Genomic DNA, 15466 nt, shown 5'->3' with positions numbered 1-15466 from the left:
CGAACGCCCCGATTCCTCTGAACACCGCTTTAATCATTTCCGTATCCTTCCATCCAATCGTCTTCCATGTTGCCTGCTGGCACCTCCTGTGCCGCTTCGGCCTCGATCGCCCTTTCGAGTGTAAGCGGAGTGATGCCGACCGCCTCGGCCATGAGCGCCTGGCTTGCCGCCAGCCTCTCGTCGGTGTTCGCCAGGTAGCCGCTCAGCCTCACGATGCGGCTGGCGAGCGACCCTCCGGGCCCGACGAAGAGGGCGCAAGCGCGATCTATCCTGGCGACGTCCACGAGCTCGCCGAAGAGCCTCGCGAGCACCGTCGAGCCGTCCAGGGTGACGCTCTCGATTCCGGCGGCCTCTCTCGGGGTGGCGAGCTGGAACCTCCAGCCCTTCTCGCGTCTTGCCTCGGGGGTCTCTCCGCCCTCTGTCCGGTAGGCCTCGTTCGCGGCGTAGCAGTGCGCCGTGAGCCAGAGGCCCTTCTTCTCGACGTCTGCGTAGTCGAGCGTGAGATCGGCGAGCATGCTCTTGCCCGAGAACGGCTGAGCCTCGGTGAAACGGTCGGTGTCGAACGCCTCGATGCGCCCGCGGTAGGCGACCTCCACCCTCATCGGAGCTCCCTCCTTTCTCGCCGCCGTTCCTGCTGCGCCTGCGTCTCGCGGCTGCGCGGTTTCGCGCCGCCGCGCCTGACGGGCGCTTCCTCGCCCTGCGGCTGCCTTTGCCGCCTCGTCTGCGCGGTTTCGGGCAGGAGCCTGTTCGCCGCCGCGTATGCGCGCACCTCGCGCAGCGCTTCCGCCCGTTCGGCGGAATCGCCGTCGGCGCGGCCTTCGAGCCTTTCGATCCTCCTGTCGAGGTCTGCCAGGCTGTGCGCGTTCGCGGACATGCACGCCTCTATCGCGCCGGCGAGACGTTCCAGCTCCGACAGGTCGTTCAGCTCGATGGCGCTTTCGGCTTCGGAGAGTATCCGTTGGGATGCCGCCGGGGCTGGGTGCCAGGCGGCGATCCTGTCGAAGCGCCGCCTGAGCGCCTCCTGGCCGAAGGAGAGCCCCAGCTTCTCGCCTCCGATGCGCCAGGTGGGGTGGTCGTAAAGCGAGTAGATCCAGTCGCGTCTCCAGGAGCGCTCCGAGTTCTGCGCGACTTCGACCTCGAGTGTTTTGAGCACCGCCATGAACTCGCCCTCGTTGCGGGCGAGCGCCTTTGCCACCGTGACCCGGTTGCGGATGTCGGCCACCCAGGAGTATCCTCCCTCTTTCTGGATCTCCCGCTCGGCGCGCCGCATGTATACGCTCTGCAGCGTCGCGGGCGTCGCCTTGCGCGCCGGCCCCTTGTCGGCCTCCCTCACGGTGTCGTCGCGCATGAAGCGCAAGCCCTGTTCCTCGGCGAGTTCCTGCAGGCTGCGGTTGAGCTCGAGCGGGTCCGGGGTCTGAAGGCGGCGCTCGGTGGCGAGGTTGGTGTTGTTGACGACGATGTGGGCGTGGGGGATCTTGCGCTCGTTGTCGTCGTGCAGGACGATCGCCGCCTCGAAGTCGGCGAAGTGCCTGAGCGCCCAGGCGCTCGCGAGCTCCGCCACCTGGTCTGCGGTCAAGCCGTCTTGAGGATCGGGCGACATGACGAAATGCTTGAAGGTCCTCGCCGGCTTGCCCCGATACGGGGTGTCGTTGCCGCAGGCGCGTCTCGTCGCGTCCATCGACTCCGCCCAGTCGAACCCGGCCGGGGCGGCCGAGACGTCCTCGAAGGCGCGCTCCTCCTGCCATGCGAAGTTCATGACCATGATCCCGAGGGCGCGCCCTCCCTTCTCGAGGTAGCGCTTTATGCCGGCGCATCCCGTGTGGCCGGCTATGGGCTTCAGCAGCGGCATGCTAGTCTCCGCCCACTATGGCGCGGCCTTCGAGCGAGGCGAGCTCGCCCGCCATCTTGCAGCGCCCCTCGTCGACCTGCGCGAGCAGAAGCGCGCACTCGTCGAGCTTGCCGGACACCCACTCCAGGTCGCCCCTTCCGTGGTCGAGCGCGAACTTGATGGAGTTGAGGGCGTGCACGCCCTGGTTGTAGTGGTGCCCCCACCTGACGAGCTCGCGGGAGAGCCTGCGCATCGAGAGCCCGTCGAGCAGCACGCCTCCTCGCTTCGCGTTCTCGGCATCGTCCGCGACCATGCGGGCGACGTAGCGCAGGTACTCGGAGCGGGTGAGCCCCTCCTCGTCGGCGCGCTCGCAGACCGCGCGGAAGTCCGCGTCGCTCACGCGGGCGGTCAGCACGTTGTCGTATCTCAAGACCTTCGTCATCTTCTCGATCCTTCGCATCCTCCGCCGCCCCGATGCGGTGGAGGCTCGGGCGGCGCTCTTTCCAGGGGCGCGGGGCATCCCCCGCATGGCGCGAGCCGGAGCGCCTGCGCGCCGTTTCGCGAGCCCGGCGGCGTCGCCTCCGCCTCGGGCCTTGGGCCCCGGGCCGCCTTCTATCTCGTATACACGAGATAGGCTACTTGCTGGAAACGGCGCAGGCGCCCCGCAGGGGCTCCTGCGCGGGTTCTACCTGCCTCCGAGGAGCCCTTCCGCCGTCTCGGCGATCTCTCCGAGCGCCTGCCTGTCCAGCTCGCTCGGCGGGTTTTCTTCCGCCTTCGACTCGTAGCGCCTGAGCGCGCGAAGGGCGCTTGCGAGCGCCGCCGCGGGCTTGGGCGCGGGACCCTTCGCGTCTTCTTCGGCGGCGGGCTCGGCGGTCGACTTCTTGAGGAACTCGGTCGTCTCCTTCTTGCCCAAGGGCTGCGCCCGCCATGTCGCATGGAGCCGGTCCTGCGCATCGGAATCCAGATCGGCGAGGATCCCCACGGCGTCCGCCGAGAGCGCGTCCGCGAGCGCGGCCTCGCGCCACTGGGGCGTGAGCCTCTCCTCGATCTTGCGCGCGAGAGACTCCTGGCGCTGGATGGTCTTGCCCGATACCTTGCGTCCGGTCTGCTCGGATATGATCGCCGCCTTGATGTCCTCCGTGCGCACGCCGGAAAGCTCGGGGTTCTCGGCGCGCATGCGTTCGACCTCCACGCCCAGCGCACGGCTCGCCGCCGCGCGCTCGGTCACGGTGAGGCTGCGCACGAAGTAGTTGGCGGCGTGCAGCAGCATGACCGACTGCTCGTCGGTGATGCCCCGGATGACGCGGCAGGGGATCTGGGCGTATTTCTCGTCTTCTTTCGCGAGGAGTGCGTAGGCCGCCTTTCGGCGGTGCCCGCTCACCATCTGCCAGCCGCCGTCGTCGAGCTTGCGCACGAGCGGCAGGTCGGTGAGCCCCTCCTCCTCGATGCTCTTCGCGAGCTGCGCGATGCCGGCCTCGTCCATCGAGTAGGCGGCGTTGGCGGGGTGGTCGGCTATCTCTTCGATGGGGATCCTCTCGACGGGGTAGTCGTTGCGGATCGATGCGCTCCTGTCAAGCAGCCCGGAGATGGTGAACCCCGATGTCGTGGGTTTAGCCATGGAGCACCTCCTCGGCGAGCGCCTCGTAGTCCTTGGCGGGCCGGCTGTTCGGCTTGAAGGCCGCGACGGGCTGCCACTGCCAGCTTCCCTCGCAGACCTTCGAACTCGCGTGGATGACGGTGGCGAACTGGTTGTCGGGGAAGTACGCGTCGAGCACGTCGGCCCCGGTGGCCTCCGCGTTGGTCATGAGCCCGGGCACGCACGTGCGCAGGATGCGCCATGCTGGTGTGGGCACGCGCAGCGCGTCGGAGATGGACTCGATGGCGCTGACCGTGAGGGCGGTGCCGCGCATGACGGTGGAGTCGAGCTTCACCGGCACGATCACCATGCCGTCGCCCGCAGCGGCCAGGTAGGCGTTGAAGGCGAGACGCTTCATCGTGGGGCTGCAGTCGACGATGCAGACGTCGTAGTCGCCCGCGCAGTCGTCGAGCGCGAAACGAAGACGCTGCTCGCGCAGGAGCAGCTCGTTCTGGTCGACGAGTTCTATGGTCGAGGGCACGACGGAGAGCCCGTCGGCCTCGGTTTCGAAGGCCACGTCGCCGACGGGCGCGTTCCCGTAGAGGAGCTCGACGGCTCCTCGACGCTCGGCCGCGGCGCGGTCGTAGAGCCCGAAGAAGTCCGTGGCGGACGCCTGCGGATCCAGGTCTATCAGGAGCGTCCTCAGGCCCCGCCTGGCGTAGATGGTGGCGAGGTTGACCGCAGTGGTGGTCTTTCCGACCCCGCCCTTGTAGTTCGATATCGCGAGCGTCCTCATGCTTCCTCCGTCCTCTCTGCGATCGTCGATGGCGTTTACCCCGAGTATACAGAACGGAAACGTTCTGTTAATACCGACCGTTCGCCATGGGGTGGCGGTTCGCCATGGGGCGAGCCGCCTGCAAACGGCCCCCTCCGTCCAGAGGGGGCCTGCCCAGGCGGGCCCGGAGGTCCTAGGCCTCGCCGAAGGCGTTGATGTGGTGCCTGAGCAGCGCACGGTCCTCGCCGACGACGATCATGCTGATCTTGTCGAACCTCACGCCGACCGATTCGGCGAAGTCGTTCTCGGCGAGCCAGGAGACCGCGAGCAGCTCCATCGTCTCGCGATCGTTCCTCCCGTCGCCGAAGCCGGCGCCGGAGTTCGGGCGCGCGGAGACGTCGACGAACACGAGGTCGTCGGACTCGGGATCGCGTGCAACCAGGTCGATGGTTCCTCTCGTCTCGGGCGACTTCCACCCGGTCGCGAGCGTCTCGTAGCCGCGGACCTCGAGGAAGCGGGCTGCCGCCTTGACCGCCCTGTCCTGGAGAGTGGGATTGGTGTTCATGGTGACCTCCGTTCAGTTGGGGCGGAGCCCCTTGCCCCGCCTTGTGGCATCGGGGCCGCACCGCCTGCCGCGCCCTGCAAGGGAGGAAGCGAAGGCGCGTTCCTCGCCCCATCGGGCCGTTGGTTTTCCGAAGCCCGGAGGGCGCTTTGTTTTGCCGCTTTCGCCTTTTCTCTCGGGCGGCAAAAGAAATCGGAAAAGCATCGCAACCCTTGCGGGGCGCATCGGGCGGCTGTGCGAGCCTTTGATGCCCAAGGAGGAGGCAAGGCGATCCGATCGAACGGAGCCCGCCGTGCCACGAATGCCCCCAGGAGGCTGTCTGAGGGTCGACTGCTCGGGGGAAGCCCTTGCCGGACCGCCCGGCGGAGCTAGCCCCTCGCCATCCTGAGGACCGCCGCGTCCTGCTGCGCCACGTCGTCCCCGACCGCCCCGAGCTCGTCGGCGCCGAGGTCGATGAACACGCGCGTCAGCACCTGTATGAGCTCGATGAGGCGCTCGTCGATGCCGTCGGCGCTCCTGAGCCTCCTGAGCTCGACGTAGACGGATCTCATCTGGTCGCGCAGCATCCTGTAGACCCTCACGTTCGGGCTGACGTTTATGTCGCGGCACTCGAGCCTGGAGGTTATGTAGTCCTGCTTGGTCATGCCGCTCGCCGCCACGAGGGCGTTTATCACCTCGTCCTCCTCCGGCGAGACCCGGAACGCTATTGTCTTGCTGCGCCGGCGCCCTTTGTAGTCGACGGTCGGCCTGGACATCAGGGCCTCCTTCTCTGGTCGAGCGCCGCTGCCATGTCCGACTGCTTGCTGGGGAAGAGGTGGGCGTAGCGAAGCGTCATCTCGTAGGTCTCGTGCCCCAGCCGGTCCGCTATGGCGATCGCGCTGAACCCCATCTCTATGAGGAGCGAGACATGGCTGTGGCGAAGGTCGTGGATCCGGATGGGTTCGAGCCCGCATGCGGCGCAGCCGCGCTTCATCTCGTGGTGCAGGTAGCTTTTGGTGAAGCAGAAGATGCGGCAGGCGCGCCGCTCCTCCGGGATGGATCCGAGGAAATCGGCGAGTTCGTCCGCAAGGAACTCCGGCATGACCACATCTCTCTTCGATTTGGGCGTCTTGGGCGAGGTGATGACGTCCCTCCTCCGGATCCGCTGGTAGCTCTTGGTGACGTGGATGAGGCACTTTCCAAGGTCGATGTCGTTCGGTTCGAGGGCGAGGAGCTCGCCGACCCTCAAGCCGCACCAGTACAGGATCTCGAACGCGTAGAAGCTGGCTGGCTTGTCCATCACCTCCTCGCTGAACGCGAGGTACTGCTCCTTCGTCCAGAACTTCATCTCCGACCCCTGCCGCTCGCCGATCTTGATGGTCGGGGCGGCGGGACTCTTTCCCAGGCCGTAGTACTTGACGGCGTGGTTGAAGATGGCGCTCAGCTGGTTGTTTATGGTTCTCAGGTAGGTGCCGCTGTACGGTTTTCCCTCGTCGTCGTACGAGCCCACCATCTTGTTCTGCCAGTCCACCACGTCTTTGGGGGAGATGTCGCACATCCTCTTGGGTCCGAAGAATGGCACTATCTTCGTGCGGATGATGTGCTCTTTGGTGAGCCAGGTGTTGAGCTTGAGCCTTGGTCTCACGTCTTCGGAGTACCTCTTCACGAATGCCTCGAAGGGCATCGACATGGACCCGTCGGCGCAGGCCAGGAACTCCGTCTCCCATGCCAGCGCCTCTCCTTTGGTCGCGAACCCTCGCTTCACCTTGTGCTTGCGGTTGCCGTCGATGTCGCTGTAATAGCACTGGACGTACCAGGCGCCAGTCTTCCCGTTCATGTAGGCGGGCATCAGCGGGCCTCTTGTCTGGGAACGCCGTCGGCGCAGTGGAAGCGCTCGTAGAAATACTTTCGGCTCACCTTCCCTTTGATGGTGGTGTAGCCTCTCTGCTCCATCTCGGAGTTCAGCATCCTGATAATGCGGTAGGCGTAGGGCCTGCTGATGCTGAGGGCGTGCATGACCTCCTCGACGCCCATGATCACCGGCTTAGAATTCTGCTCCATATCTTCCTCCTTCGTTCGATGAACAGAACAGGAACGTTCTGTAATTCGTGACACTAACAGAACGAAAATGTTCGGTCAAGACAAATTGAGAACGTTTTTGTTCTCTAGTATCATGGGGGAAACGATCAGAGGAGGAGAGATGACGACGGGAAGCCGCATACGGGCATTGCGCGAGTCGCGGGGGATGACGCAACGGCAGCTCGCTGAGAGGGCCGGCTGCACCGACGCGGCCATCAGGAACTACGAGGCGGGCAGGAGGGCGCTGAAGGGCTCCGCCCTGGATGCGATTGCAGGCGCCCTCGGGGTCGCCCCCGAGGCCCTCATGCCCGTCCAGGCTGAATCCGCCAGGGACGCCCTCGAGCTCCTCTTCAGGATCGAGGAGGAGTTCGGGCTCAGGCCCGTCGGTGGAGGCAGGCTCGCCGTCGCGCCCGGCGCGGAGAAGGCGCCTAAGCTCGCCGCCGCCATCAAGGCCTGGGAATCCCAGGTGGATGCGCTCGACCGCGGCGAGATAACCCCCGAGGAATACGAGTCCTGGAAGATGGGGATTGGCGGATGCTAGGCGATTCGAGGAGGATTTCAAGGGCTCGCCTTATCAGCGGCCTTCGGCCGAAAATCCGTGAAGAAGCCCTTAACCTTATCGCGCTGAAACGCGAAGGGGCCTACTGGGACTTCAAGAAGGAGTGGCATAAAGACAATTCTGAGCTAATCCACGACATGCTCTGTCTTGCCAACAATCTCGAGAGCGACGTGTCGTACCTCTTCATCGGCATAGACGAGGAAGAGGATTACTCGGTGTGCGATGTCGAGAATAACGACCATGCCGAACGAAAGACGAACCAGATGATTGTCGATATGCTCTCGAAGACAAAATGGGACAACGGTCAGCCCCCCTTCGCGGTCGTGGAGCCAATGGAGCTTGACGGGGGAACGATAGACATCCTGTGTATCGTGAGCAGGCGGGAGGATATGCCTTATTCCCTCTCGAAGGGGTCGGGGAAAGTGCGCGCGCATATGGTCCACACGCGACGTATTGACTCCAACACGCCCATAGACGAAGGGGCGTCGTGGAGTGAGGTGGAAGACATCTGGCGCCATCATTTTTCACTCGATGAATCTCCTCTCGCGAGGGTGAAGGGGATGCTCGAAGACAAGGAACATTGGAGGTTTCTCTCCGAGGTGATCGGCACGGAGGACAAGTACTATCTATACGCCCCGGAGTTTACCGTCTGCCATGATTCGGACGACGAACGGGACGGCTACGAGTACTACATGCTGAACCAGACAGACCCTGGTCCGAGCTGGTATACGATCGAGATCCGGTATTTCCAGACTCGCATATTCGACACCCTCGGCATCGCCCTCGACGGCGGCAGGTATTTCGCGCCCGTTCCGTCGCGTTCCTTTGTGCGCTGGGATCGGCGCAGCCTGGATTTCGATCACATGTATTGCTACTACACGAAGGACTCTTTGGATTGGAGCCTGAACGAGTTCTTCTTCGATGAGGCCTACGACGATGCCAGGATAGCGCGTAAGCGGTTCCTCGAAACCGTCGTCATCTTCCAAGACGAGGAAGAACGCAAGGACTTCGAAACGTTCCTTCGTGAACGGCGCTTCGAGTTTGACTCGGAGATGTCGGCAACTCCCGACCCGTACGGCGCAGAGCGACTTCCCGAGGACTATCCCCAGGAGGCGAAAGACCAAGCCACTCGCGAGCTGAAAGCGATTCCCATCCTCAAGTGCATGCTCGAAGAGTTCAGAGGCGACCCCGAAGGGCTGCGCTTGCCCACTTCCAGGGATTGGTAGTTTGGCCCGCAAGCCCTTCGCTGCCACTCGGGAGGAGTAGTAGCGAAATCTGTCCGTCTTCGTGAGTTTGCGAGAATGACACTTCCAGGCTCTCCACCAGGGACGTCCGTCATTCTTGAGTTTCGTTTTTCCGGGTGAGTTTCGTTTGAGTTTCGCCGATTTTCGGCGGCACCCGCAAACCCCTTGGTATCACTCCCTTTTTCTGGCTTGCAGGTTGTTCGGTTCGCGTTGGTTCCTTTCGGCTCCGTTCGCGCCGTTTCGGGCTCGTTCGACCCATGCCCGTTTGCCATGGGGTGACAACCGACCATGCGTCTATCTGCGGAAACGAGAAGGCTCCTCGATTCTTTCGAGGAGCCTTGCGAGTTTCTATCTGATTTCGGAATCATGCGGTTTGCAGGTGCGGACGTTCTGAAATGTCGTCATCGGTCGCCATCGGAACCGCTAGAAACCGTATGAAAAACACGAACAAATGTTCTATTGCTATTCCCACTCGATCGTTGCGGGCGGTTTGCTGGTGATATCATACACCACTCGGTTCACGCCGGGGACTTCGGCTACGATGCGGCCGGAGATGCGGGCTAGGACGTCATAGGGCAGGCGGGCCCAGTCGGCGGTCATGGCATCCGAGCTTTCTACGGCGCGCAGGATCACCGGGCGCGCGTAGGTGCGCTCGTCGCCCATGACGCCAACGGACTTGATGTCTGGCAGCACGGCGAAGTACTGCCAGACACTGTGCTCGCTGTTGCGCTCGCCTGTCTCGGCGAACAGGCGCTCGTTGTAGGTGTCCAGCTCCTCGCGGACGATGGCGTCGGCGTTCTTCAGGATGCTCAGCTTCTCGGCGTCCACGTCGCCGATGATGCGGATGGCCAGGCCCGGCCCCGGGAAGGGCTGGCGGTGCACGATGTAGTCGGGCAGCCCCAGCGCCGTGCCCAGCGCGCGTACCTCGTCCTTGAAGAAATGATCCAAGGGCTCAATCAGGTCGAAATGCACGCCCTCGGGGAACGGAATCAAATTATGGTGCGACTTGATGGTGCTTGCCTTCCCGCCGGTCTTGCGCGCGCCGCTCTCGATGATGTCGGGGTAGATGGTGCCCTGGGCCAGGTACTTCACCGGACGCCCGTCCTGGGCCAGATCCTCCGCCACGGCGAAGAACTCCTTCCAGAACTGCGTGCCGATGATGCGACGCTTCTGCTCCGGGTCGGTCACGCCTCGCAGAAGCTCAAGATAGCGCTCCTCGGCGTGCACGTGGATGAAGTCCACGTCGAACTGCTTCGTGAACACCTCTTCCACTTCCTCGGGCTCGCCCTTGCGCAGAAAGCCGTGGTTCACGAACACGCAGGTCAACTGTTTGCCAATGGCGCGGGCGCACAGCGCCGCCACCACGGACGAGTCCACGCCGCCCGAAAGGCCTAAAATGACGCGGTCGTCCCCCACCTCGGCGCGGATGGCCTCGATGGAGTCGTCGATGATGGAGTCCATCGTCCAATCGGGCTCAAGCTCGCACACGCCGAACAGGAAGTTCCGCAGCATGGTCTGGCCGAACTCGGTGTGGCGCACCTCGGGGTGGAACTGCGTGGCGAACAGGCGCCGCTCGGGGTATTCCATGGACGCCACCGGGCACACCTCGGTGCGCGACGTGATGGAGAAGCCCTCGGGCACGCGGCTCACAGCATCGCGGTGGCTCATCCACACGGTCTGTTCGCCGGGGGTGCCGTCGAACAGCGCCGACTCGCCCGCCCGCGTGATGACCGCTGGGCCGTACTCGCCCTTCTCGGTGTGGCCCACTTCCCCGCCGAGCGCCACGGCCATGGCCTGCTGCCCGTAGCAGAAGCCGAGCACGGGAATACCCAGGGCGAGAATCTCCGGGTCGATGGAAGGGGCGTCCTCCGCGTACACCGACGCCGGGCCGCCGGACAGGATGATGGCCGCCGGCGCGATGGCGCGCACCTCCTCGGCCGTGATGTCGCAGGGCACGATTTCGGAATACACGTGCAAATCGCGCACGCGACGGGCGATGAGCTGCCCGTACTGGGCGCCGAAATCGACGACGATGACTTTCTGTTCCGGGGTAGCGGACTCGGCCACAATGCCTCCTTGGGTCGCGAAATGTTCGAGGGCGATTTTACACCTCCCCGCGCGCTGAGGTATTTCTACGAGGTGAAATGTCGAGAAAGTGCGGAATGGATGGAGGATAGGGAGATTAGGGCAGACCAAGGTCTGCCCTTACGGGCGGACGGGCGAGATTGCTCAAGGCCGCACGAGCAGACGCAGCGCGAGGGAGGGCGGGCTACCGGAGATACTTCGCGCGGAGAGCTTGGCGTTTTTCGGGGCCAAAATCCAGGGCCTCGGCGAGGTAGGCATCGAAAGAGCCGTAGTTGGCGTTCACCGCCGCCATGGCGCAATCGTAGTAGTCGTTGTAGGCGTAGAACAGCGAGTCGATGTCCGCGTCGAGCCCCTTCATGAGACCCAGCTTCTTGCTGATGGCGTCGACGATCCCCTCGGCGCGGTTGCGCACGAACAAGTTCGTGGCCAGGTAATCGGCGCGCACGTAGGCCTCGGGCACCCCGAGCGCCCGCTCCACGATAACCGCGCCCAGGCCAGCCCGGTCCTTGCCCTCGGAGCAGTGCCACAGGTACGCTCCACCGTCGCCTTCCAAAAGCACCTCGAGAAACGACGTGTAGGCAACCCGCCCCGCGTCGTCCAGCAAAATCTGGGGGTACATGCCCCGCACCAGCTCGTGAGGACTGGCGTTGTAGCTGGCGAAGGTCTTCAAGTCCTGGGCCACGCCCGCACCGTGAGTGATGCCGATGGTCTCGCCGGACAGCGCCGGGAAGTCGTAGAACACCACGCCTTCCATAAGCTCGCGGGGGTCGGGCTCCTTGTCGCGCTCGAGCTGGGTGCGGAAATCGATGACGCCGGCCAGGTCGTAGTCGCCCACAAGCCGCGCCAGGTCCTGCTCGCTCGCCTTGTGAAGGCACCCGCTGCGGATGAGTTTCGCCGGCGCGATGCGGCGTCCATCGGCCGCCGGCATGCCGCCCAAATCGCGCGTGTTGTGCAGCCCCTCGAAGGGGATGTGCCCGAATTCGGGGAACCCGGGAATGGGCTCGGGCATATCCAACGGCGAGGACTCTTCCTCGTCGACGCGCTTCTCTTCCGTGGTCATGGCCGCCTCCTGTCTCGGCGAGCGCGGGATGCGCCCGCATCGATATCTCCCGCTTATGGTAGAGCAGCGAAGGGCCGCCCGCTACAAGCAGACGGCCCTTGTCATCGTTTCGTCGCGACGAACGCGCCGACATCGGCAGCGTCGAACGCTCGGCCGCAGGTCTTCGTGCTCTCCCTAGGACGCCTTCGCGAAGGCGACCGACGAGGCCTCCACAGGACGCGCCGAATCGCGCATCCAATCGTTCATACTGCCGGCGTACAGATACAGCTTGCTGTAACCCGCCGACGCCAGGTAATCGCAGGCGATCTTGGCGTGCACGCCCATCTGGCAGTACACGATGACCGCGTCCTCGGGGAAAATGCCGTTGTCCTGGAACATCTCGGCCAGCTCCTCGGCCGGATCGTCCGAAGCGGCGGCCACATCGAGCCGAATATTGATAGCCGAGGGAATATGGGCCGTGTCATAGCGCAGCGGCGGTCGCACGTCCACGATGGGCATGCGTCCTATCTCGCGCTTCACGAAGTCGGCATCGACGATTTGGTAAGCCTTCATTGCAACACCTTTCAAAACTCGCATCGAGCACGATGGGACGGCCATCCGCGCCTTCTTCCCCGCCTCGTATCAATGATTGGGAGATAGCCGGATCGTGCACGAGACAAAGGCATGCGACACTGCGTCCTATCGCGTTTTCTGCCTTCAATGGTAGCTTTGACACGCCTTCCGATGGCGACGGAGCCGTTACGCTTCCCCTTCCGTTGCTCTTCCAAACGGGATCTTTTATTCCTCCCCTTGACAGGTCGATGGCGGTGTTTATACTTATGAACAGTTGCTCATATGTTTAATAGTTTGCAAGGAGTCAAGATGGGCGAACCGACAGCCATAGAGAAAGAAGCCGGCAAAATCGTGGAGGGCGCCTGCGCATCGCTGGAGGCTTGCCCCTGCGGCTGCAATCGCGAGGCCACGGCCAATCTGTTCGCGGAGATGCCCGACGAGGAGCTGCTGTTCGATGTGGCTGACCTGTTCAAGGCCTTCTCCGACACCACCCGCATCAAGATCCTGTTCGCGCTCATGGGCGGCGGTCTATCGGTCACGGAAATCACCGAGACCGTCGGCTGCACCCAAAGCGCCGTGAGCCACCAGCTGCGCACGTTGAAGCAGGCGCGCCTCGTGAAGGCCACCCGCGACGGCAAAAACGTCATCTACGCCCTGTCCGATGACCACGTCTACACCATGCTCGCCCAGGGCATGACCCACGTGTGCGAGTAACCCTGTCCCCCTTGCGATTCACCGAACCGCCCGCCACTATCGAGTGGGAACAACATTGAAAGGAACCATCATGCGCAAGTCATTCAAACTGGAGAACCTCGATTGCGCCAACTGCGCCGCGAAGATGGAGGCCGGCATCAATGAGCTGCCCGGCGTGAACAAAGCATCCATCAGCTTCATGACGAGCAAGCTGATGATCGACGCGGACGCCGCCGACGAGGAGGCCCTAGCCGCCATTGTCGACGCCGCCCAGGCCGTCTGCACCAGCTACGAGAAAGACTGCCGCATCGTCCGTTAGGATTCCCCATGAACCCGAAGCAGAAGAAACTCCTCACGCGCATCATCGTCGCGCTCGTGCTGTTCGTCATCATCGAGGTGGCGGCCCAGACCGGCATCCTGCGCGCCGCCTTCGGCACCCCCGGCGACGTGTACGCCGAGTTCGCGTTGTTCCTCATCCCCTACCTCATCGCCGGCTACGACGTCATCGCCGGCGCCCTGCGCGGACTCGTTCACGGACACGCGCTGGACGAGGACTTCCTCATGACCGTGGCCACCTTCGGCGCGTTTGCGCTGGTGCTGTTCCCCGACACCGAGCCGCACATGGCCGAAGGCGCGGCCGTGATGCTGTTCTTCCAGGTGGGCGAGCTATTCCAAAGCTACGCCGTGGACAAGTCGCGCCAGTCCATCGCGGACATGATGGATATCGCGCCCGAGTACGCGAACGTCATGGAGGAGGGCAAGCTGAAGCAGGTGGATCCCTTCGAGCTCGCCCCCGATGACGAGTTCATCGTCATGCCCGGCGAGCGCATCCCGCTTGACGGCACGGTGCTGACCGGCGAAAGCCAAATTGACACGGCGGCGCTCACCGGCGAGTCGGTGCCCCGCACGGCGCGCCCAGGCGACGAGGTCATCTCCGGCTGCGTGAACCTGACGGCCAAACTCGTCGTACGCGCCACCAAGCCCTTCGAGGACTCCACGGTAAGCCGCATCTTGGAATTGGTGGAAAACGCCGCCGAGAAGAAGGCACGCACCGAGAACTTCATCACCCGCTTCGCCCGCGTGTACACCCCCATCGTCGTGGGCGTGGCCGCTGTACTCGCCATCGCGCCCCCGCTGTTGTTCGGCGGTCAGTGGTCCGACTGGATCCTGCGCGGACTCACCTTCCTCGTGGTGTCGTGCCCCTGTGCGCTCGTGATTTCGGTACCGCTGTCGTTCTTCGGCGGCATCGGCGGGGCGTCGCGCCTTGGCATTTTGGTGAAAGGGTCGAACTACCTGGAAGCTTTAGGATCTACCGAAACCGTCGTGTTCGACAAGACCGGCACCTTGACCGACGGCACCTTCTCCGTGACCGAGCTCATCGGCGCCCCTGGCGTAAGCGAGACCGAGCTTATCGACATCGCCGCCGCAGCCGAGACCTTTTCCACCCATCCCATCGCGCAATCGGTGCGCGCCTATCGCGACTCCCTGACGACCGACGCGCGACCGGACAGCGACAACGACGCGAATCTGGCGCAACCGGACAGCGACTCCACCACGACTGGCGCGCGGCCCGGAAGCAGCTCCACCACAACCGCCGAACGGGTGCGCGACGTCCGCGAGATCAGCGGCCAGGGCGTGGAAGCGGTCGTGGACGGACGAAACGTGCTCGTGGGCAACGGCAAGCTCATGGCGGCCCATGACATCGCCTTCACGGCCACCGACGTGCCGGGCACCGTGCTCTACGTGGCCGCCGACGGCACCTACCTGGGCGCCATCGTCATCGCCGACACCGTGAAGCCCGACGCCGCCCGCGCCATCGCCGATTTGCGCGCGGCCGGCGTGAAGAAGACCGTCATGCTCACGGGCGACCGCACACCCGTGGCCCGGGCCGTCGCCGCCGAACTCGGCATCGACGAGGTGCACGCCGAGCTGCTTCCCCAAGACAAGGTGGCCGAGGTGGAGGCGCTTCTCGCCCAAACCGAGCGCGACACCAATGGCAAGGGCAAGCTCGCCTTCGTGGGCGATGGCATCAACGACGCACCCGTGCTCACCCGCGCCGACATCGGCATCGCCATGGGCGCCATGGGTTCGGACGCCGCCATCGAGGCCGCCGACATCGTGCTCATGAACGACGACCCCGACGACATCGCCCGCGCCATTCACCTGGCGCGGCGCACCATGGGCATCGTCTGGCAGAACATCGTGTTTGCCCTGGGCGTCAAGTTTGCCGTGCTGGTGCTGGCCGCCTTCGGCATCGCCAACATGTGGATGGCCGTCTTCGCCGACGTGGGCGTGGCCGTCATCGCCATCTTGAACGCCATGCGCGCCATGAACGTGAAGCGCTACCTCGACTAAAGGCGAGCGGTCAAATCAACTTTAAACTGCATTTCGGCAACCGCCCGTTCACAGGCTGGCTCATAGCCCCCGATTTTCCCAGTCGGGGGCTATGCTCTTTCCAGCACATCAGTTGCACC

17 protein-coding genes are annotated in these 15466 nt (G+C 64.0%); 5 read left to right on the top strand and 12 right to left on the bottom strand.

Going from position 1 to position 15466, the window contains the following annotated elements; all coding sequences use genetic code 11:
* Positions 1-29 precede the first annotated feature (29 nt).
* From NE591_RS01615 to NE591_RS01575, 9 genes are all read right to left on the bottom strand, one after another.
* Positions 30-602, bottom strand: a complete 573-nt coding sequence (locus NE591_RS01615) for a hypothetical protein (protein ID WP_227070385.1) — start codon at positions 600-602, stop codon at positions 30-32.
* Positions 599-1849, bottom strand: coding sequence for a relaxase/mobilization nuclease domain-containing protein (locus NE591_RS01610; RefSeq protein WP_227070386.1), 1251 nt, complete (start codon positions 1847-1849; stop codon positions 599-601). The genes NE591_RS01615 and NE591_RS01610 overlap by 4 nt, the downstream gene beginning before the upstream one ends.
* Before the next feature lies 1 nt (position 1850).
* Positions 1851-2270: a DNA-binding protein gene (locus NE591_RS01605; RefSeq protein WP_227070387.1), complete on the bottom strand. Its 420-nt coding sequence runs from the start codon at positions 2268-2270 to the stop codon at positions 1851-1853.
* A 243-nt stretch (positions 2271-2513) separates the two neighbouring features.
* Positions 2514-3446 carry a ParB N-terminal domain-containing protein gene (locus NE591_RS01600; protein ID WP_227070388.1) on the bottom strand — a complete coding sequence of 311 codons (933 nt, stop codon included), beginning with the start codon at positions 3444-3446 and terminating at the stop codon, positions 2514-2516.
* Positions 3439-4200: a ParA family protein gene (locus tag NE591_RS01595; protein ID WP_015760616.1), complete on the bottom strand. Its 762-nt coding sequence runs from the start codon at positions 4198-4200 to the stop codon at positions 3439-3441. Before NE591_RS01595 ends, NE591_RS01600 begins: the two co-directional genes overlap by 8 nt.
* 172 nt (positions 4201-4372) lie before the next feature.
* Positions 4373-4744 (bottom strand): YraN family protein, encoded by a 372-nt coding sequence (locus NE591_RS01590; protein WP_227070389.1) that lies wholly within the window; start codon positions 4742-4744, stop codon positions 4373-4375.
* A gap of 365 nt (positions 4745-5109) precedes the next feature.
* Complete coding sequence (locus NE591_RS01585) at positions 5110-5496, bottom strand: mobilization protein (RefSeq protein WP_227070390.1); 387 nt, start codon at positions 5494-5496, stop codon at positions 5110-5112.
* The gene (locus tag NE591_RS01580) at positions 5496-6569 is read right to left on the bottom strand and encodes a site-specific integrase (RefSeq protein ID WP_013978947.1); all 1074 of its coding nucleotides are present in this window, start codon (positions 6567-6569) and stop codon (positions 5496-5498) included. The genes NE591_RS01585 and NE591_RS01580 overlap by 1 nt, the downstream gene beginning before the upstream one ends.
* A complete protein-coding gene (locus tag NE591_RS01575) occupies positions 6569-6781 on the bottom strand; it encodes a hypothetical protein (RefSeq protein ID WP_013978946.1) in 213 nt (70 codons plus the stop codon). The genes NE591_RS01580 and NE591_RS01575 overlap by 1 nt, the downstream gene beginning before the upstream one ends.
* Before the next feature lie 139 nt (positions 6782-6920).
* Here NE591_RS01575 and NE591_RS01570 point away from each other — a divergent pair, with 139 nt between their 5' ends.
* Positions 6921-7340, top strand: a complete 420-nt coding sequence (locus NE591_RS01570; protein WP_227070391.1) for a helix-turn-helix domain-containing protein — start codon at positions 6921-6923, stop codon at positions 7338-7340.
* Complete coding sequence (locus NE591_RS01565; RefSeq protein WP_227070392.1) at positions 7334-8584, top strand: RNA-binding domain-containing protein; 1251 nt, start codon at positions 7334-7336, stop codon at positions 8582-8584. Before NE591_RS01570 ends, NE591_RS01565 begins: the two co-directional genes overlap by 7 nt.
* A 480-nt stretch (positions 8585-9064) precedes the next feature.
* Here NE591_RS01565 and guaA read toward each other — a convergent pair whose 3' ends face one another.
* The 3 genes from guaA to NE591_RS01550 all read right to left on the bottom strand — a co-directional run bounded on the left by guaA (position 9065) and on the right by NE591_RS01550 (position 12299).
* A complete protein-coding gene (guaA, locus tag NE591_RS01560) occupies positions 9065-10669 on the bottom strand; it encodes a glutamine-hydrolyzing GMP synthase (RefSeq protein ID WP_114549293.1) in 1605 nt (534 codons plus the stop codon).
* A gap of 202 nt (positions 10670-10871) precedes the next feature.
* Positions 10872-11747 carry a tyrosine-protein phosphatase gene (locus NE591_RS01555; protein WP_114549292.1) on the bottom strand — a complete coding sequence of 292 codons (876 nt, stop codon included), beginning with the start codon at positions 11745-11747 and terminating at the stop codon, positions 10872-10874.
* A 174-nt stretch (positions 11748-11921) separates the two neighbouring features.
* A complete protein-coding gene (locus NE591_RS01550) occupies positions 11922-12299 on the bottom strand; it encodes a sulfurtransferase (protein WP_117284334.1) in 378 nt (125 codons plus the stop codon).
* Positions 12300-12728: 429 nt separating this feature from the next.
* On the opposite strand from NE591_RS01550, the gene NE591_RS01545 reads away from it, so the two are divergent.
* The 3 genes from NE591_RS01545 (at position 12729) to NE591_RS01535 (ending at position 15347) form a co-directional block, all read left to right on the top strand.
* Entirely contained in the window at positions 12729-13013 is a 285-nt protein-coding gene (locus tag NE591_RS01545) for a helix-turn-helix transcriptional regulator (protein WP_114549312.1), read from the top strand.
* A gap of 70 nt (positions 13014-13083) precedes the next feature.
* Entirely contained in the window at positions 13084-13311 is a 228-nt protein-coding gene (locus NE591_RS01540; protein ID WP_114539425.1) for a cation transporter, read from the top strand.
* A gap of 8 nt (positions 13312-13319) precedes the next feature.
* Entirely contained in the window at positions 13320-15347 is a 2028-nt protein-coding gene (locus NE591_RS01535) for a heavy metal translocating P-type ATPase (protein ID WP_173114206.1), read from the top strand.
* The last annotated feature ends 119 nt before the right edge of the window (positions 15348-15466 follow it).

Source organism: Adlercreutzia sp. DFI.6.23 (genome assembly GCF_024462535.1).
GTDB classification, from domain to species: Bacteria; Actinomycetota; Coriobacteriia; order Coriobacteriales; family Eggerthellaceae; genus Adlercreutzia; species Adlercreutzia rubneri.
Note: the sequence above shows the minus strand (reverse complement) of the source record. Positions and strands in the feature narration are given on the sequence as shown.